Source organism: Thermococcus marinus (genome assembly GCF_055389025.1).
The window spans coordinates 1,555,051-1,581,984 of sequence record NZ_AP042417.1; the positions used below are offsets into that span (position 1 = coordinate 1,555,051).

A 26,934-nucleotide genomic window follows, 5' to 3' on the forward strand; every position below is an offset into this window, starting at 1 on the left:
TAAGTGATTAGGAATTAAAGAATCAAATCAGCTCGACCCTCACGTCGCCGTTCACAGTGCTGGCCCGGACCTCGAACTCACCCGTCCCTATAACGGGGTCGTCCGGGTCTATGCCGACCAGTTTGACGTCTCCATTGACCCTTTTGCTGACTATCCTGGCATCGCAGAACTCGGTCAGGCGAAGCACGATGTCACCGTTGACGCAGCTTACCTCAACGTCCCCCTCGAGCTCCTCGATGGTAAGTTCGATTTCACCGTTCACGGTGGAGGCCTTCAGGGGGCCAGCAACCGTTAGGTGAGCCCTTATCTCGCCGTTCACCGTGCTGAGCTTTTCGGCCTCGCAGTCCTTCAGGCCTATCTCGCCGTTAACCGTCGTGACTTCCTCAAAGCGCACGCCCCTGGCCTTAAGCTCGCCGTTCACGTTCTTCGCGCTCACCGGGACGCTCCGCGGAACCTTCACCTCTATCTCAGCCCAACCGTTCTCCCTGAGCAGGTCCAGGAACTTTTTCTTCGGCTCCTCCCTGATGACGAGCCTGCTTCCCTTCTGCTCGACTTCAACGTTTACCTCGCCGTGGACGGTGTAATCCACCTCGACGTAGTCATTTTCCCAGCCTTCAATCTCGATCCGGCCGTTGGTGGCCTTTATGTCGACTTCCTGGACGTTTTCAAATATCATATCAAACCCTCCAGCGGATGAAATTCAAAATCGAAAAGGGGCCTCTCGTGCCCCGTCTTCTTTTCGCAACACTCCTCCCGTCCATCGGCGATTGTGATGGTATCGGGAGCCTTTGAAATTGCCGCGGTCTCCATCCCACTCACCCCAGGTATGATGTCAGCTCGTCGAGGAGCTCCTTCACGCGCCTGTTGAGCAGGGTCCTGTCTATGCCGAGGCCCTCTATCAGCCCGGCGCTCTGCTCCTCCACTATCTCCTTCGCCTTCCTGACCACCAGCCTATAGGCGTCGCCGTTCTCTATGGTGTACGCTTTGCCCCCCGTCCTTATGCGCACCGTGCCGTCTCTGGCGGAGATTACGACGTCCTCGATGCGTATCTTGGCCCTTCCCCTGCCGACGCTGACCGAGACGTCGCCCGAGCGCAGGGAAACGGTTTCGCCCAAGCTGAGGCTCTCGTTTCCGCTCCGGTAGATCACCCTCTCACCGTCGACCTCGATGGAGTACTCGTCGGTCTGAACCTTCAGCCTCTCGCCTACCTTGGTGAGCTGGAAGCCGTTGCGGAGCTCCCTGATGGTCAGCATATCCTTGAACCCCCCAACGATTCCGTCATGGATGTGTATCGGGCCTATCCTGACCCTCTCCCCGTGCGGTGTATCTACGACCTCAATGAAAGGCAGCTTCACGTACTCGAAGTCCTCGCCCTCGTAGACCTTGATTATGCCCAAATCCACTACGCTCTCGCCCTTCGTCTTTCTGTAGAGCCTGTCCGGGTTAATCAAGCGATTTGCAGTTTCAACGAAGCCCTCGTCAGCATTTGTTTTCTTCCCAACCTTCAGCTCTCCCCACACCGCGACTGGACTTGAGAGGGCTTTCCTTATCTTTCCGAGCGGAGTCTCCACCTCAACTTCAACGCTTCCATCTATCACCCAGCCAACCCGCTTCCCGCCGAACTTTACGGGGTACGCTCTTCCCTCTCCCCTTAGCCCCACGTCGCCGAAGTCGGCCCCATTGAACTCGTAGGCCTTCTTCTCGACCTTCCACTGAAAGTGCCTTTCTTCGCCCTTGCCGATGAGCAGTCCCGCTATGGCGAGGACAACGGAGTATGCGAAGGCCCTTCCAGCTAGGTCGTGGAGGTCTTCGGGCATGCCGAGCCAGCCGCCGAAGTACAGGAACAGGGCAGTCCAAAACGCACCCTTTGCCAGTGCGAAGATTATTCCGGTCAGCGTTACGCCGAACCACTTCCCCACGCTCAGCAGTTCAAAGGCAAAGATTAGAGCTATTATCGCGTAGACAATGTAGTGGTTGTACTCTTCAAGGCCGAGGTGGCCTTTAAAGAGCCAGACGATCAGGAGCACTGCGGTGAGCTTTTTGAGGTACTCAGCTATCTTAAACCTCGGGCTTTCGTAGCCCGTAATGCTGTAGTTCCAAACACTCATTCTTCCACCTCCTCAAGGGCGGTAATTATCTCCAGCAGGCGCAAAAACAAACGGCCGTTGGGCGAGATTTCATACCTCTCGCCTTTCCTGATCATCCCCGTTTTCAGGAGGAGCTTCAGGTGGTGCGAAACGGTCGGGCTCTCCACGCCCAGCGCTTCCTTTATCTCTTTGAAGCTCATCGGCCCCTCGGAGAGCATCTTGAGCACCCTAATCCTGTCGGGGTTGGCGAGGGCCTTGAGGGTTTTCGCAGCTCTCTCCTCGTCTATCTCGGGCAGGCTTCCGCCTTCGAGCTTTCTCCTGAGCCGGGCCTTTATCGAGAGCATGACCTCATCAACGGGGTCAATGTTTTCCTCCAGCACCTCCAGCCTCTTCTTCAGCTCTTCGAGCTGAACCTTCAGGTCGTTCTCCATGGTACCACCAGGTACAGATTTTTGTAGTACAATTTTCTGTACTTAACTAGTGCGCCAAGTATATAAAAGTTTATCGGTGTGAGAAGGGTCAAAGATGAAGAGCCATAATCAATAGTTAACAAGAGCCAAATACGAAACAGCAGGACAAAAGAAGAATGACAACAAGACTCACTCAAGCCGAGATTCTATAGTCTTAATCTCCTCATCAAGCAGGTTCTTGATGTGCTTGAGGAGCTCAAGGTACTCCCTCAGCGTTTCCTTGTCAATCTTCCGCGCCCGGCCAGTCTCTTCAATCTTCTTCTTAAGCCTCTCGTGGTAGCTTATTGCAGTGTAGAAGGTCCGGAGAGCCAGGTCGTTTGACGTCCTCAGGTACTCCCAGCCCTTGTCGGTCAGCCGGTACTTAACGCGCCTTACCTTTCCGCGGTACTCCTCATGGGGCTCCAGAAGGCCTTCTTCGACCATCTTGTTGAGTATTGTGTACAGGTTGCTGTGGCTCGGCTTCCAGAGACCGATTGCAAGCTTTTCAAGCTCTTTTAGGATTTCATAGCCGTGGGTTTCCCCTTTGAGGCCGACGATGACCAGTATGATGTTCTTCAGGGGAACCGTAAAGAGCCCCTTGATTATCTTCCGCTCCATGTCTTCTCCCATTGCGACCACCGTAATTGAAGGTTAAACCACAATCCTTATAAGCAATTCTCTCAACGACATGTCGAAATTTGACATGTTTGAATTTATCATGTTGATAAACGACAATGGTGATGGACATGGCGTGGAACGAATGGATAGTAAAGCACGCAAAGGCCATCGTGGCCCTCTGGGTCATCGTCGTCATGCTCTCAATGCCCCTTGCGGCAAAGCTGAGCGACCTCACGAACTACAGCACGGACCAGTTCCTGCCCAAGGACGTGGAGTCAGTTAAGGTGCAGGAGACCCTAACGAAGGAGTTCCCGGAGTTCGCGACCAGCAACAACCAGACGTACATGATAGTCAGCGGGGTGGACGTGAACGACCCGGCAACGAGGGACGCCTACGAGCGCTTCAAGGCCGAGGCAGCGCCCTACGGCTCGAACTTTACCTCTTACTACGACGCCGTTGATATGCTCCAAAACGAGTCCTACGAGATGGCGTTAAACCTCACAAAGACCACCGCAAACCTCACGGGGATCTTCTATACATCAGCCATCAATGCCAGCGACACCTATGGGGCGCTCCTTTCACAGATCCAGAACCTCAGCGACCAGGTAAAGGAGCTCAACGAAACCCTTCCCCAGCTCGCCGGTGCTTACCTCGCGCTCGATGCCAACCTGAGCGTTCTCTACAACCAGAGCCTAGCCTTAAGGGAAGCGCTCAACCAGACGGACTTGGCCTATGTTCAATTACACCAGAACCTAACCACCGCAAGCGAACAGCTGAAAACGCTGAACTCAACGATAGCGGGCCTCAACTTCGGCCTCTACAACCTGAGCGACGGCTACGCGAGGACTTACCTCGGCGTTCTCGGAACCTACGGAGCGCTCGTTAAGGCAGGGGCTTACCAGAGCGGGCTCAGCGAAATGACGGCCAAGGCAATAGCAACCCGGCTCGGAGTCCCCGTCGAGTTTGTCTACGCGGTCTACAACGCTACTTACAAAGTCTATTCGGCCTACGGGCCATCGGCAGTAACCGATGCGCTCCTTGTCAACGTCACGAGGGGTATAGTCCTAAACCAGATAGACGACCCGATGCAGAGGAGCCTAGCGGAGGCCTACTCTGCCGCCTTCTACGGCGGTGTTGTGGCGTTCGACGGGCAGGCTGGTAGCAACTACGCGCTCATACAGCTCGGCGAGAACGCGGTTGAGCCCGTCGAGGAGATAGCGGGCAACGCACTCTCCAACCTCCCGCTCCTCATCGAAAAGGCAGGCGGAAGCTACACCGTTCCGGGCTTCGGCAGTGTTCCCGCCAAGACCCTCTCGTACATCGTAAACGTCTCGATAGGCCTCGGAAGGAACCCAAGTGCTCCCGCCGTTGAGAACGCCACAATCGAGGTCGCGAAGGCACTCATGGCAGGTAGTCCTCTCCTCCAGATGCCCAATGCCGACGAGGTACTGAGAACGCTCCTCGTCTACGGCCCGACCAGGGAGCTCGAAATTAACCTCCTCACCGGGGCGCTGGTCGAGAAGCTCCCAGCCGAGCAGAAGTCCCTGGCCAAGCCGATAGCGAAGACCGTCGTTGCCTTCGACGCCAAAGCAACAGGCGTTCTGGCGAAGAACCCCGAGACCTTGAAGAAGGCAACCGTTTCACTGCTCGCCGAGCTCGTGAAGGAGAAAGGCGTTGAGCTTCCGGAGAGCGTCATAGGTGAGGTCTATGACTCAAATGGAAACATCAGACCGATAGTGAGGGAACTGCTCGTCCAGAACACGGCGGAGAGGCTCGGGGACGAGAAGGTCGCGGAGACGATAGTGAACGTCGTCGTCAAGAACCCGGAGGAGCTCGCCAAGGGAATTGGCGTGAAGGAGGCCGTTAAGAAGATTATCACGAACCTTGCAGGGGACGCACCGATAGACCTTGGAAAGGTTGTTGACGAGGTTTACGCAGGAAAGGACCCCTATACGATAGCGTATGAACTCTTCGAGGAAGGTGTGAACAAGGAGCTCGCCAACGTAAACGCCCCAGAAGACGTTAAAGAGACGCTGAAGGAGATTATGCTCACTGTTGCCGAAAAATACCCGATGGGCGAGGCTGAAATCGAGGCCCTCGTTAAGGAGAAGACCGCGAAGCTCGTTGAGAAGTTCATCGGGGACATAAACCTTGGAGTTGAGCTCCACATCAACACTTCCCAGCTCGTCGAGATAGCCTTCAGGTTCAGGGACGACCCGAGCGTGATAACCAGAGAAGACGTTAGGCCGATAGAGGAGGAGATTTACCCGTCAATCTACGGCCTCGCCAAGGACTACATGGGAATGCTCAAGAGCCCCGACAACAGGACGATGCTGGTTCTCTTCGTTCCAAAGGGCCTGGAGGGCGTAAGCGACCTGGAAAAGCAGAGTAAAGCCCAGTATGAGAGCTCGCTGAAGGCAAAGGAAGTGGCCCTGAAGGAGTTCGAGAAGGTCTCACAGAAGGTAGAGGTGTACGTAACCGGAACGCCCGTTCAAACCTACGAGGCAATCAAGTACGGCAAGGAGGACAACGACAAGACCACGAAGTTCAGCGTGGTCGGTGCTCTAATCGTGCTGTTCATCCTCATGGGCGCGGCTCTGCTTGCAACGCTCCTGCCATTCACAGGAGTCGCGACTGCGACCCTCACAGCACTTGGAATCCTCTACCTGCTCGCTAAGGGAGACTACCTCGACGTCGGGAGCTGGGCCCAGATGCTGACCGTCACGACGGCACTTGGTCTCGGTATAGACTACTCGACCTACTACCTCCACCGCTTCAAGGAGTACCTCGCTGAAGGCTACGACCACAACAGGGCGGCGAGCGAGGCCCTTAAGAGGGCCAAAGACGCCGTTCTGGCCAGCGCATCAACCGACGTTGTGGCCTTCGCGAGCTTCGTCCTCGCCTGGGAGTTCCCGATATTCAAGACCATCGGCATGATAGCGCCCTTAGCCGTTATAGTCGTCCTCCTGGCCAGCTTAACCTTCATTCCGGCGATAACCGTCCTCATAGGCGACAAGCCGATATTCTGGTGGCCGAGGCACATAAAGCACCACATCGAGAGGGTGGACCTCCACGAGAGGAGCAGAATCGCGGAGTGGGCCGTCAAGCACGCCAAGGTGGTTGTGCTCATAGCGCTCCTCATAGCCGTTCCGGCGGCGTACAACTTCGTGAACTTCAACGGAACCCATGATATAAAGCTCTTCATCCCCAAGGACAGCGAGACCTACAACTTCCTCAAGCTCAGCGAGAGCACGGTCGGTGCAGGAGTTACCTCCCCGACCTACATCCTAATCGACCTCGGGCACCCTGTGAGCGACAGCGACCTCAAGACCATCAGCGAACTCGCGGAGAGGGTTTCGAAGGTTCCGGGCGTTAAGTACGTCTACACCCTTACCCAGCCCTACGGAAAGCCCGTGAACGCGAGTGTGGACGAGCTGAAGACCATTGGGGGCAACCGCTACCTGTCCGAGGACAGTACCAAAGTGCTTATCCAGGTCACCGGAGAGTACGGGGCCACCGACGACCGCTCCAAGGACATGGTGAGGACGATAAGGGAGGTAGTGAAGGACGAGGAGGAGTCGGGAGCGATAAAGTCGGGAATGGTCGGCGGAAGCACCGCACTGGCGCTCGACCTCAGCGACCTCATCAACGACGTCTTCTGGCACAGACTCTTCCCGGTGGCGCTCGTGCTCATGTTCCTCTCCCTCATACCGACGCTCAAGGGACTGCCTGCCGTAATAACCACTATAGGTACCATAGGCACCGGCGTGCTCCTCAGCATAACCGTCTCCAGCTGGCTCTTTGAGCAGGTCTTTGGCCAGCAGGTCATGTGGTTCCTGCCGATGCTCGTCTTCATAGTGCTCCTGGGAGTCGGCATTGACTACAACAGCTTCTACCTCGTCAAGGCCAGGGACGAGTTCGAGCGCAGGAGCGCGAAGGATGCACTGGTGGTCGCCGCGGGAACGATGGACACACTGGTCGTCGGGCTTGCAGCGGTGCTCGCCGCCACATACGGTTCACTGATGACGGGTGCAACGTGGGGAATAAGGGAGATAGGCTTTGCACTGGCAGTCGGAGTGCTTCTCACCGCTACGGCGGCGGTCTATCTGATAGGTCCGGCCACGATGGCCCTCTTCGGCGAGAAGGCCTGGTGGCCACTGCACAAGGGCGGAAAGAAGGACGAGAGGAAGTGAAGCCCCAACCCCCTTCTTTTTTCTTTCCATTCGGCAGACTTTTAAACGCTAAGCCGGAGCTTTCACCATGAACATCGCCGAGATGCTCGCCCTCATAGCGGTCGGCTACGTCCTCAAGCTAATCCTCAAAGACGAGAGGCCCTTCAATTACCTCAGAATCATCGTGAACGATGTCCTTCTGGCCCTCTTCATCTTCGGAAACGTTGCGAGTAAGGATTTGAACTATCTGCTGGGCATCAAAACAGTCTTTCTCTACGTTTTTATTATCGTGGGACTAAGTCTCTCGACCTCCTACCTTTACGGGCGCTTTAAGCTCAAAAACAACCCCTGGGCCGGCGCGCTGATGGTTCTCTCGGTCTACCCCAACACGGCAGCGCTTGGCTTTCCCATAGCGAGCCTCTTCCTCGACGACATAACGCCCGCGATACTCTACTCCACGACCAACTCAATGATAGTCATCCCAATCGTCACCTTCATAGCGGCCCACTACTCCAGCGGGGGCGCGAGCGTTAAGGAAAGCTTCATCAAGGCCCTTAAGTTCCCGCCGACGGTGGCGAACCTCTTCGCCCTTGCACTCGTCATAGGCGGCGTTCATCTTCCTGCCCAAATCCTTGAGCCGGTAAAAACCGTCGGCTGGCTCAGCATTCCATTGCTCGTCATCTACTTCGGCTCGCGGATAACGCTGAGGAGTTTCGACTGGCGCAAGCTCGCTGAAGTTGGGGCCTTCAGGATAGCGATTCCATTCACCTTTGTTTTCCTCACCCTCCGGTGGGAAAGGCCGGAGGTCTTTTACTCGGTTCTCGTCGAGGCGAGCATGCCTCCAGCAATAGCGGCCAACGCAATCCTGGCTCAGTACAGGCTCAAGGCAGAAGAAGCCATAAGCGTAACCTTCGTCCTCACACTCTTCGTCATCGGACTGTTTTTGGCGTTGAAGTTGGTACTATAGCACGCCGCTTCTCCCTTATTCTCTTCAAGGCTACGGGTTATGCCAGCCTGGGCAAACCTTTTTAAATACCTCCTCAATTCCCAACGCGAAGGGGCGGCTGGCGGGAGCTGGCCGTCACCGGGAGGTGGTTGTATGGCAAGGATACACGCGAGAAAGAGGGGTAAGTCTGGTTCAAAGAGGCCTCCAAGGACCGCTCCGCCGACCTGGGTGGAGTACACCGCTGAAGAGGTCGAGGCGCTCGTTGTTAAGCTCAGGAAGGAGGGCTACAGCACCGCGATGATAGGAACCATCCTCCGTGACCAGTACGGCATACCCAGCGTCAAGCTCGTCACCGGCAAGAAGATAACCAAGATTCTTGAGGAGAACGGCCTTGCCCCGGAGATTCCGGAAGACCTCATGTTCCTCATCAGGCGCGCCGTGAACCTCAGGAAGCACCTCGAGCAGCACCCCAAGGACAAGCACTCAAGGAGGGGCCTCCAGCTCATTGAGAGCAAGATTAGGCGCCTTGTCAAGTACTACAGGAGAACCGGAAAGCTTCCGGCCAAGTGGCGCTACGACCCAGAGCAGGCGAAGCTCCTTGTTCGCTGACCCTCTCCTTCTTCTTCCTTGGTGATGCCCCGTGGACAGGGAAGCCTTTCTGGAGAGGGTTCGCGAGGGAGCCGAGCTTATCAAGATGCACATCGAGTTAGGGCACACTATAAGGCTCATCTCCCACCGCGACGCCGACGGAATAACTGCTGGCGCTGTTCTTGCCAAGGCAATAGCCAGAGAGGGCGGGAGCTTTCAGCTCAGCATCGTCAAGCAGGTCAGCGAAGAGCTCATAGAAGAGCTCGCACGTGAGAAGAGGGAAATCTACGTCTTCAGCGACCTCGGAAGCGGTTCAATCGAGCTGATTCAGAAAAAGCTCGACTTTGCGACCGTCGTTGTGGCCGACCACCACCCACCGGAGGGCGACTTTTCGAGCGAGTCCAAGGTCCTCATAAACCCGGTTCCCTTCGGGGCAAACAGCGTCCGCGACTTGAGCGGTTCGGGCGTCGCCTACTTCGTTGCCAGGGAGATGAACGATAAGAACAGGGACCTGGCTTACATAGCCACTGTCGGTGCGGTTGGAGACATGCAGGAGATAGACGGCACCTTCCACGGCCTCAACCTTGAAATCCTTGAGGACGGCAAGAAGCTCGGAATCCTTGAGGTCAGGAAGGAGTTAAGGCTCTTCGGCAGGGAGAGCAGGCCCCTCTACCAGATGCTGGCCTACGCGACCAATCCAGAGATACCCGAGATAACCGGCGATGAGCGAAAGGCAATAGAGTGGCTCCGCGCGAGGGGCTTCGACCCGGAACTCCACTACTGGCAGCTCCGCGAGGAGGAGAAGAGGAAGCTCCACGAGGCCTTGCTCGTCCACATGATAAAGCACTCCGCACCGAAAGAAGCCATAGACAGGCTCATAGGGGACGTTGTCGTGAGCCCGCTGTATCCCGAGGGCGACGTCAGGCACGAGGCCAGGGAGTTCGCAACGCTCCTCAACGCGACGGGAAGGTTGAACGCGGGAACTCTCGGCGTGGCGATATGCCTCGGCGATGAGGATGCATACAAGAAGGCCAGAAAGATGCTCGAAGACTACAAGAAGGAGCAGATAGAGGCTAGGAAGTTCCTTATCCAGAACTGGAGCATGGTTGATGAAGGAGAGCATGCCTACGTCTTCTACGCTGGCAGGAACATCCGCGACACGCTCGTGGGGATAGTTGCCAACATGGCCATCAACGCGGGCCTGGCCAACCCAGAGAAGCCCGTCGTCGTGATAGCGGACAGCGAGGAGGACGAGAACCTCGTTAAGGCCTCCGCCAGAACGACCGAGAAGGCCCTGGAAAAGGGCTACCACCTCGGAGAGGCGCTGAAAGAGGTCGCTGAGAAGCTCGGAGGAGAGGGCGGCGGCCACGCGATAGCGGCCGGAATACGCTTCCCCAAGGGCAAGATAGACGAGTTCATTAAACTCTTCAACGAAGTACTCGGAAAGCAGGTGAAGGGCAATGAAGATTAAGGCGGACGTTGAGATACGGTGGCACTACGGCGACGAGCTCAAGGCTAGAGCGATAGCCGGCGCTATAGAGGTTGACAACGATGCAATGCCCGAGGAGCTAAAGAAAAGTTTAAATGTGCGAACCCGATGGGTTGATGGGGACGTTATAACAAAGGTTAAATACTCGGGTGAGATTGAGACACTCATCAAAGCACTCGATGATTTGGTGTTTTCGGTCAAAGTCGCCGAGGAAATGACCGAAAAGGTATGAACTGGAGGTGTTAAGATGGCAAAGGGTAACCCAAGGCGTAAGGCAGCCGCTGCCAAGGATAAGTGGAAGATGAAAGAGTGGTTCGTGGTTTACGCTCCGGAGTTCTTCGGAAGCAAGGAGATAGGCCTCACCCCCGCTGACGACCCCGAGAAGGTCATCGGTAGGGTCGTCGAGACCACCCTCAGGGACATTACCGGTGACTTCACCAAGAGCCATGTCAAGCTCTACTTCCAGGTCTACGACGTCAAGGGCCAGAACGCCTACACCAAGTTCAAGGGCCACACCCTCGCCAGGAGCTACATAAGGAGCCTCGTCAGGAGAAGGACCACCCGCGTTGACGGAATCTTCAACATCACCACCAAGGACGGCTACAAGCTCCGTGTCATGGGCATGGTCATCGCCTACAGGAGGATTCAGACCAGCCAGGAGAGGGCCATAAGGAAGATCATGCAGGACATCATCTACAAGAAGGCTGAGGAGCTCAACTTCGCCGACTTTGTCCTCCAGTCCGTCAACGGCCAGATCGCCCAAGAGATTGCCAAGGAGGCCAAGAAGATATACCCGATCAAGCGCGCTGAGGTCAGGAAGATAAAGGTTCTCGCCGAGCCGGGGGCCTGACGGCCCTCTGAAAAATCTCTTTTGACCCCTCTGTGCTTTTCTATTCAACTCAACGACCAACTTTTTAAGAGTCCATCCAACTTCAATGGGGTGAGAACATGAAGTTCCTTGTAAAGACCCAGCGAGACATGGAAGCCGTTGCCGGCAACTACATTACGGAAGCGGTTCCCGACGCGGAAGTCTGGATTGCGCCGATGGGCTACACCGGGCTCGTTCTCGTGGAGGCAGACGAGAATGCCTATGAGAAGCTCCTTGAGATACCCGAGGTGGAGCGCGTTATCCCGGTTCTCGTCGAGACCGAGGCCGACCTTGAGAAGATAGCGGAGAGCGCCGAGAAGATTGCCCACCTCATCGGGGAGAACGAGACCTACGCCGTCAAAACGAAGAGGCGCGGAAAGCACGACTTTTCGAGCATAGACGTGAACAGGGTTCTTGGGGCGAGGATAAAGGAACTGAGCGGGGCAGACGTCAACCTGAGCTGGCCCGATAAGGTCGTCCAGGTTGAGATAATCGGCGATAGGGCATACATCTCGGTTCTTCCGGGGGAGGAGTACAGGAAGTACACTCCCAACAAGATCGACGCAAGGAAGCTCTTCAGAAAACTCACGGTCGTCCAGATGCCCTACTGGGGAGACTACAAGGCCTGCAGGAAGTTCGGCGAAAAGATAGGCAGGGCGGCACAGGCGTTTGAAGTCAAGGAGCTTATAATAGCCCCCAAGGAGAAGATGGACGCCTTTGAGCTGATGGAGTTCCTCAAGGGAGTCAAAATCGGACAGGAAAGCCGCTACAAGATACAGCGCGAGGCCTATCCCTGGAAGGTCGAGAAGGTTCCGGTCTCAGTGTGGGACCTCTACCAGGTTGTCAGGGACAAGAGGCGCAACAAGAGGCTTCTCATAATAACCGACCCGAAGGGCCCGACGCTGGCGGAGGTCAAGGAGGAACTCGCGAGGGACATGCACCACGCGAGGGAAGTGGTGGTCTTCATAGGCTCCCGTGAGGGAATCCCGCGCGGCGTCTTCCGCTTTGCCGACTACGTCGTGGACCTGGCCCCGTACATGACCTTTGCCACCGAGCATGGAATCCCTGCAACGCTGGTCTCCCTCTGGGAAGTTTACGAGGAGTTTTTGAGGGAGAACGGGAAAGAGGAGAAAGAAGGGGAATGACTTCATTTCCTTTTTTCGGCGTCAGCCCCTAAGGTCGTCCTCACCGCTCAGGAATCCGCCGTAGTCATCATCCGCCCCTCGGCTTTAAGAGAAGAGGTTTCTTAAACTTCACTGAAGGAGGAGATAGAACAGACCAGCCCCTGCAAGGCCACCGAGCAGGCTCGCGAGGAAGTTCGTCGAGTTGTTGTCGGTAACGCCCCAGTTCTCAAGGGTCGCCCCGATAAGGCTGTCAAGGTTTACGCCGATAAACCCACCGGTTACAACTGCAAGGAGCATCTGGCCCTTGTATTCCGTCAGGGGAAGCGCGAAGAGTGCTATAACCAGAGAGCCGATAAGAGCAAACAGCTCACCGGCAAGCGAGACTCCCCCATTCACACCTGGCTTTACAGGACGGAGGTTGGTTATCAGCCTGGGCCTCTTCCCGAAGACTTTGCCGAGCTCGCTCGCAAGGGTGTCCCCGTTAACGGTAGCTATCGCCGAGAACGTGCCCGCCCAGAAGGTGTCCATCATGGTGAGCTTTTCAATCACGAGGAAGAGAACCACCGCGAGGCCGTTGCCCAGGACGTTGCCCCAGCTCCTCACTCCGCCATTGGACTGGGCAACTCCCCGCCTTTTCTTCTCCTCGTAGCGGTACTTGGTGGCAAGAACACCGAGGACAACGAACGTCAGAAGCGCGAGGAACGGATAAACTCCACCGAGCTCAAGGACTGCTAAGCCAAGAAGTGCCGCTGAGACTGTGCCCCTCCAGTCAAGGGCTTTCGTTTTATACGCACCAACGCCAAGCACTGCAACGATTGCAACGTCTGTGACAATCCTTCCGAGCATCCTCTGACACCTGAGGGAAGTTATAAGTTGAGTTTATTACGTTTTTCCCTGGACGAAATAGGGAAGAAAAATCAGAGGGTCTCGAACTTCACCGTCTCGGTGATGAATGTTATGTCAAGGCTCTCTATCCCGGGTATCTTCTTGGTAACCTCAGAAATTATCCTCTCAAGCTCCTTCATGTCCTTGGGGCCAATTACGTGGAGAACCAAGTTGTGGGAGCCGATTGCGCGCTGGATTACCTTGACGTTCTCGTCGTTCTTGAGGACGTTTATGACCTCCCCAATGTCAACATCGGGCTTGATGGTGACTCCTAAGACGACATGGATATAGCCCATGGCATCATAATCGGGTATGATGGTATATTTGAGTATGACCCCACTCTGCTCAAGCCTGTTCATTCTCCTCGAAATCCTCTGCCTCGTTGTACCGAGGAGTTCGGCAAGCTCCTTGTAGGTAAGGCGAGCATTCTTGGCGAGCAGCTTAAGGATCCTCAGGTCGATGGCAGTTATTTTATCCCTCATTTTTGCCCACCTCCTTTCTGGTTAGTTGGAAAAAACGACCAGTGCATATAAAAATATTTCGTCTCACTCCGATTCTCCTACCACAAGGTTACTCCCCACCCCCTAATTAGGGGAGACTAAAGAAAAGACATAAAACAAAGTGTCGTGTGGAAATATCATTACCCCAACAATAATTACCCGGTTTTCAAACTTTTTGGTTTGAGTCTCTTAGCCGGTACTTGTCCACGCTCCTCTTCAGGGCGTCTTGGACGTCTATGCCGTAGTAGTTTGCTATGCAGACGAGGGCAAAGAGGACATCCCCCAGTTCCTCGAGGAGTTTGTCTTTATCGGCGTGCCCCTTGATGCCCTCGTATGCCAGCATCGCGTCCGCCAGCTCGCCCAGTTCTTCGGTCACTGCGGCAAACATCTCAAAGGGCTTCCAGTAGCCCCCAAGCTCCTGGATTAGCTCATCAACGAGTTTCTGCAGTTCATTCACCGAGGAGCTCCCCCTTGACCATCTGGAAGTACCTCTCAATCGCATCTTTCTTCGCCCTGTAGAAGTGCATTCTTCCCTCTTTTCTGTTCTCGACCAGTCCCAGGGACTTAAGAGTCCTTAGGTGGTGGCTTATGAGGGTCTGGTCTTCTCCAAGGGCCTGCGATATGAGGCAGACGCAAAGCCACTGGTCGCGGAGGAGTTTCAGAATTGCAAACCTGAGCGGGTTGGATATCGCCTTGAGGAACCGTATGCTATCCTGGTCCACAGTGGGGTCTACCTCCACGTCGAGCTCGGGAATTCCACACCTGTCCACGCACTTCAGAACGGTCTTCTTCTGCTTCTCATCGAGCTTTTCCAAGAGCTCCACTACTTTCATGCGTACCACCTAGAACTAAAGTATCACCCTGGATTAATAAAAGTTTTCATATGAAATTAATCGACAATCTGCATTGGGATTTCACTGCCGTCGCTGGAATACGCCCTTACGGTGTCCTCCGTGAACGGCCACGCTATTATGATATGAACTCCCCCAAACTTCGAGAAAAACTCGAGGTCACCTGCGGAAGGCCAGGGATTGGGACTTGGGTGGGAGTGGACTGTCCCCTTTATCGTCTCGTCGTAGGGGAGCATCCAGGTGTCAAAGAATACGCTCCTCCGCCCCGCATATTGGTTTGGAGCTATCAGCACCTCCTCAAAGATGCCATCCTTTTCCCGGAGAAAGCCCGCAAACTCGTTGGGGTAAGCGCTCCTCGCGAGCTGCAAGAGGTACTCGAAGAGCTCCCGTCTAATCCGTACCTTCATACTTTCACCTCAAAGAAAAAGAGTTAGAGAACAGCTATGCACTCAATCTCAATCCTAACGCTCTTTGGTAGGTTCGAAACTTCAACGACGGCTCTGGCGGGCTTGGACTCTGAGAAGAACTTCTTGTAGACCTCGTTGAACTTGGGGTAGTCGCTGATGTCTCGGAGGAAGGCCGTAACCTTGACAACGTTCTCGGCGCTCCCTCCAGCAGCCCCAACCACTGCCAGTATGTTCCGTATTGCCCTCTCGGCCTGCTCCTCTATCGTGCCCCCGACGACCTCACCGGTCGAGGGATCAACTGGTATCTGACCCGATACGAACAGCAGTTTTCCGCCCTCAACGAGCACAGCCTGACTGTAGGGCCCTATCGGCTTGGGGGCCTTTTCCGTGTAGACGGCTTTCTTTTCCATATTCATTACCCCCATCAGCGAAGCGAAGATTCCTCATCGTTTCCTCAGGTGTCCTCGGCCTCATCATCCTTTCTTTTCGAGGTACTTTTCAAGGGACTTGGCTGGGACATCGAGGGCAAGGCCGACCTTTTCAAGGGCCGCCCTGAGGGCGTAAACCCTCGCGTGCTCCTCGAAGGGCTCGTCCACATAAAGAGAAGGCTCAAAGGCCTCGTAAACCTCAATGACCTTGGGGATGTCGGACTTTTTGACCTTTTTGAAGGCCGAGAATTCGCTCTCAATACCCTCCAGGTCAATGTCCGCGTAAACGGGGAGCTTGAGGACGGTGGTCTCGTTTATGCTCGCCAGGAGCCTCGCAACGTCCAGCATGAGGGTTTTGTCGTCTATTATGAGCCTCTTAACAACTATCCAGCGCCCGTGCTTGGCGGTAAAGTTCACGTGGTCGTCTTCGAACGGGAACTCAACGTCAGCTCCCTCAAGGGCCCCTTCTGGATAATCAACACTCGTGAGGGGCCTCAGCGTTTCTCTGACGAGATAGGCCCTTGCAACCTCAACGAGAAGCTTCTTGAGCTTCTTGTCCGTCTCGTTCACAAGGCTACCGAGCTTTCTGGCCGTCCCCGGAGACTTGAGCGCCACAACGGTCTCGGAGAGTGCGTCTTTTCTCAGCTCTTCCGCGAGCTGCTTCACGCCATTGACATCTATGGCATCGCCGAGGTAGTCACCAATCCTCGCGTTGACCGTGTTAGATACCCCCGCCAGGAAGTGGGCTATCTTCTCGTTTTCCATGTCGGTCAGCTTCTTCGCGACGCTCCAGTCCTTGTGTTTAGCGGTGAACAAGATGTGCTCTTCGACCTTCATACTCTCACCTGACCAGAGTTCTTGGTATTGCTTTTAGCTTTTTCCACAGCAATCGAAAAAGGTTATAAATCACTTTCCTGATTGGCCTTTAGAGATGAGAGAGGGAAAGGAGATGAGCGAGGAGGAGATGGTTAAGGAAAAACCACTCCCAGGCGAGTACGGGGAGAGACTCGACTTAGGTATTGACTTTGAGACGACAGCGGAAATCAAAGTCCCTGAAAAGCTCATAGACCAGGTCATCGGTCAGGACCACGCGGTAGAGGTCATAAAAACCGCCGCGACCCAGAAGAGGCACGTCCTCCTAATCGGTGAGCCGGGCACGGGTAAGTCCATGCTCGGCCAGGCGATGGCAGAGCTCCTCCCCACGGAGAACCTTGAGGACGTACTGGTCTTTCCGAACCCCGAAGACGAGAACATGCCCAAGATTAAGACGGTGCCCGCCTGCCAGGGAAGGAGAATAGTCGAGAAGTACCGCGAGAAGGCAAAGAACCAGGAGAACATAAAGTCGTACATCCTGCTCTTCGTCATGCTCACCGTGATGTTCGCCATATTCATGGACTTCAGCGCGACTACGCTCCTCATGGGCATCTTCGTTGTGATACTCACCATGATGGCGCTCTCCAACATGCGCTTCAGGAACAGTGTCCTAGTCCCCAAGCTCCTCGTTGACAACTGCGGAAGGACCAAGGCTCCGTTCATTGACGCGACCGGCGCACACGCGGGAGCGCTCCTCGGCGACGTCAGGCACGACCCGTTCCAGAGCGGTGGCCTCGGAACCCCCGCCCACGAGCGTGTTGAGCCCGGAATGATACACCGCGCCCACAAGGGCGTCCTGTTCATAGACGAGATAGCGACCCTCAGCCTCAAGATGCAGCAGAGCCTCCTCACAGCGATGCAGGAAAAGAAGTTCCCGATTACCGGCCAGAGCGAACTCTCAAGCGGTGCTATGGTGAGAACGGAGCCAGTTCCATGCGACTTTATTCTTGTGGCCGCAGGAAACCTCGACACGATAGACAAGATGCACCCCGCGCTCCGTTCGAGAATCAGGGGATACGGTTACGAGGTCTACATGCGCACCACGATGCCGGACACCATTGAGAACAGGCGCAAGCTCGTCCAGTTCGTCGCCCAGGAGGTCAAGCGCGACGGCAAGATTCCGCACTTCACGAGGGACGCGGTTGAGGAAATCGTCCGTGAGGCCCAGAAGAGGGCCGGCAGAAAGGGACACCTCACCCTCCGCCTCCGCGACCTCGGCGGTATCGTAAGGGCCGCCGGCGACATCGCGATCAAGAAGGGCAAGAGCATCGTTGAGAGGGAAGACGTGCTTGAGGCCATGAAAATGGCAAAGCCCCTAGAAAAACAGCTCGCGGACTGGTACATAGAGAACAAGAAAGAATATCAGGTCATAAAGACGGAGGGCGGCGAGATAGGCAGGGTCAACGGCCTGGCCGTCATAGGCGAGCAAAGCGGTATAGTCCTCCCGATTGAGGCCGTTGTGGCCCCCGCGGCGAGCAAGGAGGAGGGCAAGATAATCGTCACAGGAAAGCTCGGTGAGATAGCAAAGGAGGCCGTGCAGAACGTCTCGGCAATCATCAAGCGCTACAAGGGAGAAGACATCAGCAGGTACGACATCCACGTCCAGTTCCTCCAGACCTACGAGGGCGTCGAGGGCGACTCCGCCAGCATAAGCGTTGCAACGGCCGTAATCTCCGCCCTTGAGAACATTCCGATAAGGCAGGACGTTGCAATGACCGGCTCTCTGAGTGTTCGCGGTGAAGTCCTGCCGATAGGTGGCGCAACGCCGAAGATTGAAGCGGCCATCGAGGCAGGCATAAAGAAGGTCATAATCCCGAAGGCCAACGAGAAGGACGTCTTCCTCAGCCCGGACAAGGCGGAGAAGATAGAGATTTACCCTGTCGAAAGGATTGACGAGGTGCTCGAAATAGCCCTCGAAGACTCACCGGCCAAAGACGAACTCCTCAGGAAAATCCGCGAGGCCCTTCCAATCGGAAACTAAACCAGTTTCTTTTTATCTCCCTTCTCTGCCATTGTTTCAAAGTTCACATCTGTGTCCAGTAATGCTTAAAAAACGTCCCACTTACGTTACCCATGGAGGTGAGCTAATGCTCAAAGTTGAGAACCTTCACGTGAACGTCGAAAACAAAGAGATTCTCAAGGGCGTTGACCTGGAGGTTAACCCCGGTGAATTCCACGTTGTTATGGGCCCAAACGGCTCAGGAAAGTCAACACTCGCGCTCACAATAGCCGGCCACCCGAAGTACGAGGTCAAGGACGGAAGGATTCTCTTCGACGGTGAGGAAGTAACCGACCTCAGCCCCGACGAGAGGGTTAAGAGGGGTATAATGCTCGCCTTCCAGCACCCTCCGGAGGTCGAGGGCGTTAAGATAATCGAGTTCCTCCAGCAGGTTCTCGTCGAGCTCAAGGGGCTTGACCCGGTTGAGGCCTACGACCTGATAGTAGAGAAGGCCAGGGAGTTCTGGTTTAAGGAAGAAGACCTGCACCGCTACGTCAACGTCGGCTTCTCCGGCGGTGAGAGGAAGAGGCTTGAGCTCCTGCAGGCGGTTCTCATCGAGCCGAAGCTTCTCATACTCGACGAGCCGGACAGCGGTGTTGATGTTGACTCGCTGAGCGTCATCAGCAGGAAAATCGAAGAGCTCCACAAGAAGGGAACGGCGATACTTTTGATAACTCACTACGGCAGGATCCTCCAGCACATAGACAGGGAGAGCATCACCGTCCACGTGATGAAGGACGGCAGGATTGTGAGAACCGGCGGAGGAGAGCTCGTGGACAGGATAGACAGAGAGGGCTTCGCCGGAATATTCGAGGAGGTGGGAGCATGACTGAAACGATAACCATTAGCGACGCCAAGGCGATAATCGAGAACCAGATTGAGGAGCTGGCAAAGAGGAACAGGGAACCTGAATGGATGACGAGGATAAGGTACAAGGCGCTCGAAGCCTTTGAGAAGGCCCCGCTAAACGACCCGGTCATAAGCGAGGAGGAGCTCCTCCAGTTCATAGCGAAGCCCGAGGTGGAAGGCATCCCTGAGAACATTGAAAGCCTCGACGACCTCCCGCCGGAAATGAAGGCCCTCCTCGACAGGCTCGGCATTTCAGAGGTCGAGCAGAAGTACATAGCAGGATTGGCAGTTCAGACCGACACGGGTGTCATCTACAACCAGTTCCTCCAGGAGTGGGCAAAGAAGGGGCTAATCGTCCTCCCGACGGAAGAGGCCGTCAGAAAGTACCCAGATATTGTCAAGGAGCACTTCCTCAAGCTCTTCAGCGTTGATGAGAGCAAGCTGACGGCCTACCACACTGCGGTCTGGAACGGTGGAATCTTCCTGTACGTCAAAGAGGGACTCAAGGTTCCGTTCCCGCTCCACCTGTTCTTCCTGATACAGGAGAGTGCATTGGCTCAGGCACCTCACATAATCATAATCGCCGAGCCCAACACCGAGTTCCACCTCATAGAGGGCTGTACGGCTCCAATACTCGTCAAGCACTCCCTACACCTCGACATGACCGAGGCATACCTCCACGAGGGGGCTAAAGCCCAGCTGACAGTTCTGCAGAATTGGCCTGAGTACGTCCACACGAGGCCGATGACCAGGGCGAAGATTGGGAAGGGGGCGCGCTTCATCAACACGACCGTCGGCCTCGGAACGGGCAAGAGCAATGTCGCGAATCCGAAGTACTGGGTCGAGGAGAACGGCTACGTAGAGCTGAACGGCATTCTGCTCGGCCAGAAGGACTGGTTCATTGACCTCGGAGGAGAGATGTACCTCCGTGGCAAAGGGGCGGCGGGAATAAACGCCAGTAAGTCCGTCATAATGGACGAGAGCACCGTTATAACGCGCGGAGTGATAAGGGCTGAAGCGCCGAAGACCAGGGGCCACATAAGCTGTGACGCGCTCCTCATGAGCGACAAGGCCACCATGGAGACATATCCTGGTCTCGTCAGTAGGGTTGATGATGCGGAGCTGAGCCACGAGGCTGCTATCGGCAAGATACGCGAGGAGGAGCTCTTCTACCTGATGTCTAGGGGCCTGGACGAGGAGAAGGCGACCCAGCTCATAGTCAAGGGCTTCCTCGAACCGATGCTCAAGGACATACCGATGGAGTTCCTGGTCGAGATTAGGAAGATTATCGAGCTCGCCGTGAGCGGGGGCATGTGAACTCGCCAGGTATCTTTGTCTTTTTCTTCCCTCTAGAGCTTGGCAGTTTTAGATTCTCGCGAATAAAAAGAATGCATTGCCCATATTGCCTGCAAGCCTGTTATCAGACGTAATGCATCAGCACATACACCACAAATCCAAGGGCTATGAGACCAAGAATCGCCACAATAACTGTTTCAAGTGTTGAATACTGCTTCACTTCCCTGCTTTCGCGGATATACCGCTCGTTTTTCTCACTGGCCAGCATCTCAGACCGCTTAACAGTTATCTGGTCGGGAATCGGCCCGCGCACAGTACCACCCAGCTCTTATCTACGCATTGGGAGTATTTAATGCTTCCTCAGGAAGGGTATATCGTAACATCACGGGTATCAATAAAGCTCCTCGACAAGCCTTATTACTTCCGGCAGGGCCCTCTCAACTTCCTCGCTGAGCTCCATTCCGAGGTCTATTTCTTTGGCGACGACGCCGATGAAGTGTATCTCCGCATTTGCAAGCTTTTCGTCGAGCTTCATGAGGAGTTTGAGCCCGTCTATCGCACCCATGAAGTGGGCACTCCTTATCTCCGCCTTCAGCTTCTCGAAGACCTCTTCGCCGGCAAGGTGTAGGACGCTCCCCGGCTCAAGCTCGTCGCTCAGAATAGCGTCTATGATTATCAGCCTATCCTCCCCGCTGTAGTGGTTTGAGAGCCTGAAGATGTCAGTCCCGACCTCAAGGACGTTGTAACCTTTCTCGGCCAGAATTCTGCCGGCCTTCAGCCCGATTCCATCGTCCTTCATCAGCTCGTTGCCGAGTGCAAGGATTAGGGTGCTCATTTTGCCTCCCTCACAAGGTTGTCCCGGGGGTTTATGAGCCTTATCGAAACCCTTATATACTTTTCGCAGTAGTCATGACCATCTCAAAGTTTAAAAGGGGGATGTTCCAATGACGTGGAAGATTGCGCCGTTGCTTCTGGTGCTCGTCGTTTTCTCGGCAGGTTGTCTAGTCCAGACGGGAGGCGAGACAACGTCCCCTGGCTTTGTCCTCAACGTGATTTACGTCCCCTTCAAAGTACCCCTCAATGTGACTGTTATTGAGATTAACGTGAGTACTAACTTTGTCGGCTACAAGAGTCTTGTCATAAACGATGTATATCCTGCCATACTAGTAAAAGCGGGTTCGGATGTGAGCAACGTTTCGGCCTTTAGGCTCTCAAAGGACGTTTATCTTGTCGTTCCCGCCCTCGACGAAGACTCCTCAGAGAAGTTCTACTCCCTAACGGTATGGCTTAAAAACGGCTCCGTTGCGATAGCGAACATAAAGTTCTCTGGAACTCCAACAAGGGTTATTGACATGGTCGTCAACTACGATGTCGAGAAGAATGGGACACACTACGTCGTCAGGCCCATCGGATGGTCCCTGAAAAGGATAACTCTCTGGAATGAGACCTTCAACGTAACTGTTGAACTGCCGGAGCCAATTCAAGTCGCCAACGCTCCATCTGTTAAATTCAAGAACGACACCTACGTCCTGCCCGAGGTCTGCAAAACAACGAGCGGTGGAGTTACAGTAATCTACAGATACTCAATCGGCGAAATTCACGTCGTCGGGCCGATGGGAGATGCTTTCGTCGGAAAGGTGTACTTCCCCTGCGAGGAGATAGCTGGAAAGTGATTCAGGAAATCAGCTCCACCCTTTCCTTCTTTGCGGGTTCAAAGAAGTCCTCATCGAGCGTAGCCAAGGCAAAGCCGTGCTCGATGCAGGTTGCGAGAATCAGTGCATCGTTGGGGAGCATGGCGTACTTCTCGATGAGCTCCATTGCCTTAAAGACCGTTCTTTGTGTGGACTCAATGAACCCAAAGCCTCTCAGAGCTTTAAAAACAACCTGAATCTCAGGTGGCAGTTTATCCTTCTTTCCTTTGAGGGTCCTGGGTGCGAGGTTTGAGAAATAGCCGAGGAGCAGATACGTAACCTCACTGAACACTGTTTCGGTGATGTAAAGGGCTACGTCTTCGTTCTCAAAGGACTCAAAGAGTTTAACCGCCCGTTCGCTACCTTTGAAGTACTCCACGATGAGGAGCTGTCAATCAGCAATTCCCTCATAGAATTCCCTCTTGAGTTCCTTCCAGGATTTATCGGTCTTCATGATGCCCTTAAGCTTCTTCATGTTTTCGAAGAGCTCGTCCTTGTGAGAGAGATACCATGCCATAGCCTCAACGTCCTTCCTGAAGGTCTCAGCGTACTTCTTGGGCACTTTCACGTGTATGACAAGGTCAACGATTTCTTCGGCCATAGTGCTCCCCAGTATTTTTCTGTCACCAGGCCCTTAAAAAAGTTGAGAAATCAGAGCCTCGCCACGTGCACTGAACAGGAGATGCACGGGTCGTAGGCCCTTACAACCATCTCCGCGAGGTACTTGAGCCTCTCCGGGTCGTCGTTGTAGTGCTTCTCCGCCATCATTCTCACGTGCTGCTCCATCATGGCGAGGTTGAAGGCGGTCGGGGTTATGATGTCCGCGTAGGCTACCTTTCCGTCCTTGACTTCGAGCGCGTAAACGAGGATTCCGCGCGGTGCCTCGGTGGTCGAGACGCCGAAGCCGTCCTTTATCTCAACTTCGTCCCTCGGCCTTATCGGCCACTTCGCCAGGGCCTCGTCTATGAGGTCAATCGCCCTCTCCGTGAAGTAGACGAGCTCAAGGGCCTGGGCGAGGTTGTTGGCGAAGGGGTTGGTCGGCCTGAGCAGGTCCTTGTGGGCCTCGTAGAGTTCCTTTGCCATTCCGTAGAGCTTGTCTGAGTGGTTGACGACGCGAGAGATTGCCCCCACCATGAAGGGCTTCCCGTGGTAGTGGGAGTGCTTGGCGAAGCTGTGCTCGACTACGAACTCCTTTATGTGCTCCCTGTATGCCTCGCTCGGGAACTCGTTTCCGTCGCTGGCGCTTATGTAGTCGCCGTAGATTCCATAGGGCCCTCTCGGCTTCACGGCGAGGTGCGTTATCGGCCCCTCGACGTCCCCATACTGCTCCAGCTCTGAGAACAGCTCGAAGGTGTACTCCGCCTTGGGGAGCGCTTCCTGTAGGCGCTTCTTCATGAGCTCAAGGGTGGCCTTGCCCGGCAGCTTCCCGAAGCCTCCCAGAACAACGTTCTCCTGGTGTATTGCCCTCGCTCCGAGTTCGTCCATCATCCAGCTCCCGAGGTTCTTGAGGTCGAGGGCTATGCCTATCTCCTTCTTGTATTCCTCAACCATGTGGAGTGGCCCAGAGTAGCCGAGGTAATCCGGTAAGACGAGGAGGTACAGGTGGAGCACGTGGCTCTCTATCATGTCGCCGATGTAGAGAACCTCCCTGAGCGCCCGGATTTCCTCACGCGGGGTGAAGCCAATCGCCTTCTCAGCGGCTTCAACCGCGGTGAGCTTGTGGGCGGCCGAACAGAAGGAGCATATCCTCGGGTAAACTGCCAAGGCTTCTTCGAGCTTCTTGCCCAGGGTTATGGCCTCGAAGAACCTCGGGCCCTCTATGATGTTGAGCCGAACCTCCTTAACCCCGTCGTCGCTGACGAGTATTTCGACACCGCCCTTGCCCTCAACGCGCGCTATGTGGTCAACGGTTATGGGGAGGTAGACGTTGTTCATTCTTTCACCTCCCTGAATATTTTCTCAACCATCTCCTCGAGCTTCGGGTTGTGGGCGTTGAAAATCTTCATGCGCTGGAGTATCTCCTCTTTAGTGAGTCCCTTCTCCTTGAACGTCCTGGCGAGTGAGTCGAACCACGCCACATCGTAGCCTATCGCTCCCCTGCAGCCAATGCACGCCACTCCGAAGCCCGGACAGCGGGCGTCACAGCCGGCTCTCGTTATGGGGCCAAGGCACGGCTCGCCTTTCTCTATTAGTATGCACGGGTGCCCATTCAGCCTGCACTCAACGCAGACGGGGTAGTCTATGTCCTCAGGCCAGGAGCCTACGAGGAACGTGCCCAGAGCGTAGAGGAAGTCCTTTTTCTCCGGCGGGCAACCGTAGATGCGGTAGTCCACCTTGATGTAGTCCTCAACTGGCTTGGCGGGCTTGGGCCTGAACTTGACCGTTGCGTTTCCGTAAACCGCCTTCCAGAGCTCTTCGACTGGCTTGTCCTTCTCCCAGCTCTGCACACCGCCGTGAACTGCGCAGGAACCAACGGCAACCACTATCTTAGCGTTCTCGCGTATCTTCCTAACGAGCCTGACCTCTTCCTCCGTGGACACGCTCCCCTCAATGAACGCTATGTCCACAGGTTTTTCCTCGTAGGAGTCCCTCTCCAGCATGTACCAGCACACTATCTCGGCGTTGGGGATAAGCTGGACTATCTCGTCCATCATGGCAAACTGGAGCTGACAGCCGTAGCAGGAGGTGAGGGCGTAGAACCCAATGCGAAGTTTTCCTTTCATTCCCACCACCTCAGTCAAGCATTCCCGGTGTTGATACTATGTCGAAGTACGTGAAGACTGGGCCGTCTTTACAGACGTACTTCCAGGAGGTGCTCGTTCCCACGTTGCAGTGGCCGCACTTCCCGATTCCGCACTTCATCATTCTCTCCAGCGTGACGTAGATGTTCTCGGGCTTGTAACCGTGCTCGATGAGGGACTCGAAAACGTCCTTGTACATTCTCGGCGGGCCGCAGATTGCCACGGCCGTGTTTTTGGGGTCTGTGTTCGCCTCGCCGATGAACTTCTGCGGCCTTCCCTTCGGGCCCGGCCAGTCGGGGTCTCTGGTGACGCTCTGGATTATCTTGACGTTCTCGGCCTCTGCGATGTCCTTCATTGCCTCAAGCTCCTTGTAGAAGAGCAAATCTTTCCCATAGCGGGCGGTGTTGATGAAGGTTATGTTGCCGTACTTCCAGCGGTTGTCCATTGCGTAGAGGAAGACGCTTCTCAGGGGTGCGGTTCCAAGACCTGCCGCTATTAGGAGCAGGTCCATTCCCTCCCACTGGTCAACGGGAAAGCCGTTCCCGTAGGGGCCCCGCACGAGGACGGTGTCACCAGGCTTAAGTTTGTGGACGACTGTGGTCACCCTTCCAGCTTTTCGTATGCAGAGCTCAAAGAAACCCTGCCTCATGGGGGAGGAACACACGCTGATAGGCACTTCACCCACGCCGGGTATTGTGAGCTGGACGAACTGGCCCGGCCTGAACGTCCAGTTCTCGGCTATGGTCGGGTCTTCAAACCTGAACAGAAACAGCTTTTCCAGCTCGGTCAGCTGGTACACCCTGAGAACCCTGACCTTTCCCAGGGCGTAGGGGTTCTCCTCCGCAAAGGTGTTGCCCGGAGAAATGAACCTCGGAATGGTCATAGTTCATCACCCCTAACGGAAGGTGTGTACGCAAACCCTTTCTTCGGAATCTCTTCGGAGACTCTTGGCGGGCACGTTGCCTCTTCAAGGCCCAGAATTACCCGGAGGTTCCGCACAAAGTTTATCCCGGCGGGACAGAAGTAGGAGCACCTGCCGCAGCCAACACAGTAGCTGAGACCGAGCTGTTCAATGTATGCGTTTTTGCACATATACCTGTTCATGAACCTGGACTTCTTTGTCGGCCTGAAGTTGTGTCCGCCCGCCACCATTCCATGCCTGACCAGCTGGCAGGAGTCCCACCTCCTCACCCTTACCCCGGTGTTCCCATCTATGTTTGGGACGTCCTGGACGTCAAAGCACCTGCACGTCGGGCAGGTCGTGTTGCAGTTACCGCAGGCGAGACAGATGTCGGACTGCTCGTCCCACATCGGGTGCTCTGTCTCGAGCTCAAGCAGGTACCTCAGGTCAGCCCAGTCCTCGTGGTACCTGAACATCTGGTGCCTCTTGTTTTCGAATTCCCTAAAGCTGCACACGTCCTGGGGCGTTACTTCCTCAAACAGCTCAAGGTTCTTGTCAACTATCCTGTGGCCGGTGGGAGTCCCAACGCGGACGAGCCAGCCGTCGGGAAGCTCGTGCAGGAAGAGGTCGAAGCCATCATCTGCAAAGTCGGTCTCCCTCAAATTGCAGAAGCAGTACTCGTCCGGCACACAGCTGATGCCTACGATGATTCCCTTCTCACGCCGAACCTTGTAGTATTTGTCCGGGAGCTCGTCAAGGTAAATTGTGTCGAGTATCTTAAGGCCGAATATGTCGCAGGCATGGACGCCGAAGACCACGAAGGGTTCAACGTTCTCAATTGTCTCGCGGTACTCAGCCTCTGAAATGTTGAACTCGAAGAGCTTCTCCCTCGGCAGGAAGAAGAACTTCTTCGGGGGCATTATGGTTCTGTTGTAGTTGAACTCGACTTTCCTGACGTCATCCACTTCCCTGAAGTCGTAGAACTTCTCCGATACCTTAACGGGGGCATATAGCTTGCCCCATTCTTTCAACCGCTCCAAGAACTCGTAGGTGTTCTCCTTCGGCAGCTTAACATACCTCAACTCCACCACCCCTTTTTGTCAAAAAATGTCTGTACGTCACTGATTTGATATATGCTCTAAGCCTCAATTATAGTCATTCAATTCTGTAAA

Annotated in this window: 31 protein-coding genes; 11 read left to right on the forward strand and 20 right to left on the reverse strand. The window is 55.0% G+C overall.

Features of this window, described 5'->3' with window-relative positions; genetic code table 11:
* Positions 1-22: 22 nt before the first annotated feature.
* From ACZ5ER_RS08585 to ACZ5ER_RS08605, 5 genes are all read right to left on the reverse strand, one after another.
* Positions 23-676 (reverse strand): DUF4097 family beta strand repeat-containing protein, encoded by a 654-nt coding sequence (locus ACZ5ER_RS08585; RefSeq protein ID WP_464934237.1) that lies wholly within the window; start codon positions 674-676, stop codon positions 23-25.
* Positions 673-810 carry a hypothetical protein gene (locus ACZ5ER_RS08590; protein WP_156961740.1) on the reverse strand — a complete coding sequence of 46 codons (138 nt, stop codon included), beginning with the start codon at positions 808-810 and terminating at the stop codon, positions 673-675. The genes ACZ5ER_RS08585 and ACZ5ER_RS08590 overlap by 4 nt, the downstream gene beginning before the upstream one ends.
* A gap of 5 nt (positions 811-815) precedes the next feature.
* Positions 816-2,108 carry a hypothetical protein gene (locus tag ACZ5ER_RS08595; protein WP_050003530.1) on the reverse strand — a complete coding sequence of 431 codons (1,293 nt, stop codon included), beginning with the start codon at positions 2,106-2,108 and terminating at the stop codon, positions 816-818.
* Positions 2,105-2,518 carry an ArsR/SmtB family transcription factor gene (locus tag ACZ5ER_RS08600; protein ID WP_050003531.1) on the reverse strand — a complete coding sequence of 138 codons (414 nt, stop codon included), beginning with the start codon at positions 2,516-2,518 and terminating at the stop codon, positions 2,105-2,107. Before ACZ5ER_RS08600 ends, ACZ5ER_RS08595 begins: the two co-directional genes overlap by 4 nt.
* 168 nt (positions 2,519-2,686) lie before the next feature.
* Positions 2,687-3,166 carry a PadR family transcriptional regulator gene (locus ACZ5ER_RS08605; protein WP_050003532.1) on the reverse strand — a complete coding sequence of 160 codons (480 nt, stop codon included), beginning with the start codon at positions 3,164-3,166 and terminating at the stop codon, positions 2,687-2,689.
* Between the two features lie 110 nt (positions 3,167-3,276).
* On the opposite strand from ACZ5ER_RS08605, the gene ACZ5ER_RS08610 reads away from it, so the two are divergent.
* From ACZ5ER_RS08610 to ACZ5ER_RS08640, 7 genes are all read left to right on the forward strand, one after another.
* Positions 3,277-7,347, forward strand: a complete 4,071-nt coding sequence (locus tag ACZ5ER_RS08610; RefSeq protein WP_464934238.1) for an MMPL family transporter — start codon at positions 3,277-3,279, stop codon at positions 7,345-7,347.
* Positions 7,348-7,414: 67 nt separating this feature from the next.
* Positions 7,415-8,293 carry an AEC family transporter gene (locus ACZ5ER_RS08615; protein ID WP_050003534.1) on the forward strand — a complete coding sequence of 293 codons (879 nt, stop codon included), beginning with the start codon at positions 7,415-7,417 and terminating at the stop codon, positions 8,291-8,293.
* 132 nt (positions 8,294-8,425) lie between these two features.
* Entirely contained in the window at positions 8,426-8,881 is a 456-nt protein-coding gene (locus ACZ5ER_RS08620) for a 30S ribosomal protein S15 (RefSeq protein WP_050003535.1), read from the forward strand.
* Positions 8,882-8,912: 31 nt separating this feature from the next.
* Complete coding sequence (gan, locus tag ACZ5ER_RS08625) at positions 8,913-10,331, forward strand: GINS-associated single-strand DNA-specific exonuclease (protein ID WP_050003536.1); 1,419 nt, start codon at positions 8,913-8,915, stop codon at positions 10,329-10,331.
* A complete protein-coding gene (locus ACZ5ER_RS08630; protein WP_050003537.1) occupies positions 10,321-10,581 on the forward strand; it encodes a KEOPS complex subunit Pcc1 in 261 nt (86 codons plus the stop codon). Before gan ends, ACZ5ER_RS08630 begins: the two co-directional genes overlap by 11 nt.
* A 15-nt stretch (positions 10,582-10,596) precedes the next feature.
* Positions 10,597-11,199, forward strand: coding sequence for a 30S ribosomal protein S3ae (locus ACZ5ER_RS08635; RefSeq protein ID WP_050003538.1), 603 nt, complete (start codon positions 10,597-10,599; stop codon positions 11,197-11,199).
* A 98-nt stretch (positions 11,200-11,297) separates the two neighbouring features.
* Positions 11,298-12,362: an SPOUT family RNA methylase gene (locus ACZ5ER_RS08640; protein ID WP_464934239.1), complete on the forward strand. Its 1,065-nt coding sequence runs from the start codon at positions 11,298-11,300 to the stop codon at positions 12,360-12,362.
* Between the two features lie 108 nt (positions 12,363-12,470).
* On the opposite strand, the gene ACZ5ER_RS08645 is transcribed toward ACZ5ER_RS08640, so the two are convergent.
* The 7 genes from ACZ5ER_RS08645 to ACZ5ER_RS08675 form a co-directional block, all read right to left on the reverse strand.
* The gene (locus ACZ5ER_RS08645) at positions 12,471-13,187 is read right to left on the reverse strand and encodes a DUF92 domain-containing protein (RefSeq protein WP_050003540.1); all 717 of its coding nucleotides are present in this window, start codon (positions 13,185-13,187) and stop codon (positions 12,471-12,473) included.
* 71 nt (positions 13,188-13,258) lie between these two features.
* The gene (locus ACZ5ER_RS08650) at positions 13,259-13,708 is read right to left on the reverse strand and encodes an Lrp/AsnC family transcriptional regulator (RefSeq protein ID WP_050003541.1); all 450 of its coding nucleotides are present in this window, start codon (positions 13,706-13,708) and stop codon (positions 13,259-13,261) included.
* A gap of 184 nt (positions 13,709-13,892) precedes the next feature.
* The gene (locus ACZ5ER_RS08655; RefSeq protein WP_227738707.1) at positions 13,893-14,183 is read right to left on the reverse strand and encodes a nucleotide pyrophosphohydrolase; all 291 of its coding nucleotides are present in this window, start codon (positions 14,181-14,183) and stop codon (positions 13,893-13,895) included.
* On the reverse strand, positions 14,176-14,559 hold the full coding sequence (locus ACZ5ER_RS08660; RefSeq protein ID WP_050003543.1) for an ArsR/SmtB family transcription factor: 384 nt from the start codon (positions 14,557-14,559) through the stop codon (positions 14,176-14,178). Before ACZ5ER_RS08660 ends, ACZ5ER_RS08655 begins: the two co-directional genes overlap by 8 nt.
* A 56-nt stretch (positions 14,560-14,615) precedes the next feature.
* Entirely contained in the window at positions 14,616-14,984 is a 369-nt protein-coding gene (locus ACZ5ER_RS08665; protein WP_464934240.1) for a Mov34/MPN/PAD-1 family protein, read from the reverse strand.
* A gap of 23 nt (positions 14,985-15,007) precedes the next feature.
* Positions 15,008-15,394, reverse strand: a complete 387-nt coding sequence (locus tag ACZ5ER_RS08670) for a RidA family protein (protein WP_464934241.1) — start codon at positions 15,392-15,394, stop codon at positions 15,008-15,010.
* A gap of 63 nt (positions 15,395-15,457) precedes the next feature.
* Positions 15,458-16,249, reverse strand: a complete 792-nt coding sequence (locus tag ACZ5ER_RS08675; protein WP_050003545.1) for a DUF2666 domain-containing protein — start codon at positions 16,247-16,249, stop codon at positions 15,458-15,460.
* Positions 16,250-16,361: 112 nt separating this feature from the next.
* Between ACZ5ER_RS08675 and lonB the strand changes: the two genes are divergently transcribed.
* The 3 genes from lonB (at position 16,362) to smsB (ending at position 20,450) form a co-directional block, all read left to right on the forward strand.
* Complete coding sequence (lonB, locus tag ACZ5ER_RS08680) at positions 16,362-18,266, forward strand: ATP-dependent protease LonB (RefSeq protein ID WP_050003974.1); 1,905 nt, start codon at positions 16,362-16,364, stop codon at positions 18,264-18,266.
* Positions 18,267-18,372: 106 nt separating this feature from the next.
* A complete protein-coding gene (sufC, locus tag ACZ5ER_RS08685; protein WP_050003546.1) occupies positions 18,373-19,113 on the forward strand; it encodes a Fe-S cluster assembly ATPase SufC in 741 nt (246 codons plus the stop codon).
* On the forward strand, positions 19,110-20,450 hold the full coding sequence (gene smsB, locus ACZ5ER_RS08690; RefSeq protein ID WP_050003547.1) for an SUF-like minimal system protein SmsB: 1,341 nt from the start codon (positions 19,110-19,112) through the stop codon (positions 20,448-20,450). Before sufC ends, smsB begins: the two co-directional genes overlap by 4 nt.
* Before the next feature lie 103 nt (positions 20,451-20,553).
* On the opposite strand, the gene ACZ5ER_RS08695 is transcribed toward smsB, so the two are convergent.
* Together ACZ5ER_RS08695 and ACZ5ER_RS08700 are read right to left on the reverse strand one after the other, a co-directional pair.
* Entirely contained in the window at positions 20,554-20,742 is a 189-nt protein-coding gene (locus tag ACZ5ER_RS08695) for a hypothetical protein (RefSeq protein WP_050003548.1), read from the reverse strand.
* Positions 20,743-20,820: 78 nt separating this feature from the next.
* Positions 20,821-21,264 carry a hydrogenase maturation protease gene (locus ACZ5ER_RS08700; protein ID WP_464934242.1) on the reverse strand — a complete coding sequence of 148 codons (444 nt, stop codon included), beginning with the start codon at positions 21,262-21,264 and terminating at the stop codon, positions 20,821-20,823.
* A 109-nt stretch (positions 21,265-21,373) separates the two neighbouring features.
* Between ACZ5ER_RS08700 and ACZ5ER_RS08705 the strand changes: the two genes are divergently transcribed.
* Positions 21,374-22,102, forward strand: coding sequence for a hypothetical protein (locus tag ACZ5ER_RS08705; protein WP_464934243.1), 729 nt, complete (start codon positions 21,374-21,376; stop codon positions 22,100-22,102).
* A gap of 1 nt (position 22,103) precedes the next feature.
* Here ACZ5ER_RS08705 and ACZ5ER_RS08710 read toward each other — a convergent pair whose 3' ends face one another.
* The 6 genes from ACZ5ER_RS08710 to hydB are packed head-to-tail and all read right to left on the reverse strand — an operon-like array spanning position 22,104 to position 26,844.
* A complete protein-coding gene (locus ACZ5ER_RS08710) occupies positions 22,104-22,499 on the reverse strand; it encodes a type II toxin-antitoxin system VapC family toxin (RefSeq protein WP_464934244.1) in 396 nt (131 codons plus the stop codon).
* Between the two features lie 12 nt (positions 22,500-22,511).
* Positions 22,512-22,721, reverse strand: a complete 210-nt coding sequence (locus ACZ5ER_RS08715) for a hypothetical protein (RefSeq protein ID WP_050003551.1) — start codon at positions 22,719-22,721, stop codon at positions 22,512-22,514.
* Between the two features lie 50 nt (positions 22,722-22,771).
* On the reverse strand, positions 22,772-24,055 hold the full coding sequence (gene hydA, locus ACZ5ER_RS08720) for an NADPH-dependent hydrogenase/sulfhydrogenase 1 subunit alpha (protein WP_050003552.1): 1,284 nt from the start codon (positions 24,053-24,055) through the stop codon (positions 22,772-22,774).
* Positions 24,052-24,843, reverse strand: coding sequence for an NADPH-dependent hydrogenase/sulfhydrogenase 1 subunit delta (gene hydD, locus ACZ5ER_RS08725; protein ID WP_050003553.1), 792 nt, complete (start codon positions 24,841-24,843; stop codon positions 24,052-24,054). The genes hydA and hydD overlap by 4 nt, the downstream gene beginning before the upstream one ends.
* Positions 24,844-24,853: 10 nt before the next feature.
* The gene (gene hydG, locus ACZ5ER_RS08730; protein ID WP_050003554.1) at positions 24,854-25,744 is read right to left on the reverse strand and encodes an NADPH-dependent hydrogenase/sulfhydrogenase 1 subunit gamma; all 891 of its coding nucleotides are present in this window, start codon (positions 25,742-25,744) and stop codon (positions 24,854-24,856) included.
* Positions 25,741-26,844 carry an NADPH-dependent hydrogenase/sulfhydrogenase 1 subunit beta gene (hydB, locus tag ACZ5ER_RS08735; protein WP_050003555.1) on the reverse strand — a complete coding sequence of 368 codons (1,104 nt, stop codon included), beginning with the start codon at positions 26,842-26,844 and terminating at the stop codon, positions 25,741-25,743. Before hydB ends, hydG begins: the two co-directional genes overlap by 4 nt.
* Positions 26,845-26,934: the final 90 nt, after the last annotated feature.

Bases quoted from the DNA above. Each gene is read 5' to 3' on its own strand.
- ACZ5ER_RS08585 (WP_464934237.1), bottom strand. From the start codon at position 676: ATGATATTTGAAAACGTCCAGGAAGTCGACATAAAGGCCACCAACGGC.
- ACZ5ER_RS08590 (WP_156961740.1), bottom strand. From the start codon at position 810: ATGGAGACCGCGGCAATTTCAAAGGCTCCCGATACCATCACAATCGCC.
- ACZ5ER_RS08595 (WP_050003530.1), bottom strand. From the start codon at position 2,108: ATGAGTGTTTGGAACTACAGCATTACGGGCTACGAAAGCCCGAGGTTT.
- ACZ5ER_RS08600 (WP_050003531.1), bottom strand. From the start codon at position 2,518: ATGGAGAACGACCTGAAGGTTCAGCTCGAAGAGCTGAAGAAGAGGCTG.
- ACZ5ER_RS08605 (WP_050003532.1), bottom strand. From the start codon at position 3,166: ATGGGAGAAGACATGGAGCGGAAGATAATCAAGGGGCTCTTTACGGTT.
- ACZ5ER_RS08610 (WP_464934238.1), top strand. From the start codon at position 3,277: ATGGACATGGCGTGGAACGAATGGATAGTAAAGCACGCAAAGGCCATC.
- ACZ5ER_RS08615 (WP_050003534.1), top strand. From the start codon at position 7,415: ATGAACATCGCCGAGATGCTCGCCCTCATAGCGGTCGGCTACGTCCTC.
- ACZ5ER_RS08620 (WP_050003535.1), top strand. From the start codon at position 8,426: ATGGCAAGGATACACGCGAGAAAGAGGGGTAAGTCTGGTTCAAAGAGG.
- ACZ5ER_RS08630 (WP_050003537.1), top strand. From the start codon at position 10,321: ATGAAGATTAAGGCGGACGTTGAGATACGGTGGCACTACGGCGACGAG.
- ACZ5ER_RS08635 (WP_050003538.1), top strand. From the start codon at position 10,597: ATGGCAAAGGGTAACCCAAGGCGTAAGGCAGCCGCTGCCAAGGATAAG.
- ACZ5ER_RS08640 (WP_464934239.1), top strand. From the start codon at position 11,298: ATGAAGTTCCTTGTAAAGACCCAGCGAGACATGGAAGCCGTTGCCGGC.
- ACZ5ER_RS08645 (WP_050003540.1), bottom strand. From the start codon at position 13,187: ATGCTCGGAAGGATTGTCACAGACGTTGCAATCGTTGCAGTGCTTGGC.
- ACZ5ER_RS08650 (WP_050003541.1), bottom strand. From the start codon at position 13,708: ATGAGGGATAAAATAACTGCCATCGACCTGAGGATCCTTAAGCTGCTC.
- ACZ5ER_RS08660 (WP_050003543.1), bottom strand. From the start codon at position 14,559: ATGAAAGTAGTGGAGCTCTTGGAAAAGCTCGATGAGAAGCAGAAGAAG.
- ACZ5ER_RS08665 (WP_464934240.1), bottom strand. From the start codon at position 14,984: ATGAAGGTACGGATTAGACGGGAGCTCTTCGAGTACCTCTTGCAGCTC.
- ACZ5ER_RS08670 (WP_464934241.1), bottom strand. From the start codon at position 15,394: ATGGAAAAGAAAGCCGTCTACACGGAAAAGGCCCCCAAGCCGATAGGG.
- ACZ5ER_RS08675 (WP_050003545.1), bottom strand. From the start codon at position 16,249: ATGAAGGTCGAAGAGCACATCTTGTTCACCGCTAAACACAAGGACTGG.
- lonB (WP_050003974.1), top strand. From the start codon at position 16,362: ATGAGCGAGGAGGAGATGGTTAAGGAAAAACCACTCCCAGGCGAGTAC.
- sufC (WP_050003546.1), top strand. From the start codon at position 18,373: ATGCTCAAAGTTGAGAACCTTCACGTGAACGTCGAAAACAAAGAGATT.
- smsB (WP_050003547.1), top strand. From the start codon at position 19,110: ATGACTGAAACGATAACCATTAGCGACGCCAAGGCGATAATCGAGAAC.
- ACZ5ER_RS08700 (WP_464934242.1), bottom strand. From the start codon at position 21,264: ATGAGCACCCTAATCCTTGCACTCGGCAACGAGCTGATGAAGGACGAT.
- ACZ5ER_RS08705 (WP_464934243.1), top strand. From the start codon at position 21,374: ATGACGTGGAAGATTGCGCCGTTGCTTCTGGTGCTCGTCGTTTTCTCG.
- ACZ5ER_RS08715 (WP_050003551.1), bottom strand. From the start codon at position 22,721: ATGGCCGAAGAAATCGTTGACCTTGTCATACACGTGAAAGTGCCCAAG.
- hydA (WP_050003552.1), bottom strand. From the start codon at position 24,055: ATGAACAACGTCTACCTCCCCATAACCGTTGACCACATAGCGCGCGTT.
- hydD (WP_050003553.1), bottom strand. From the start codon at position 24,843: ATGAAAGGAAAACTTCGCATTGGGTTCTACGCCCTCACCTCCTGCTAC.
- hydG (WP_050003554.1), bottom strand. From the start codon at position 25,744: ATGACCATTCCGAGGTTCATTTCTCCGGGCAACACCTTTGCGGAGGAG.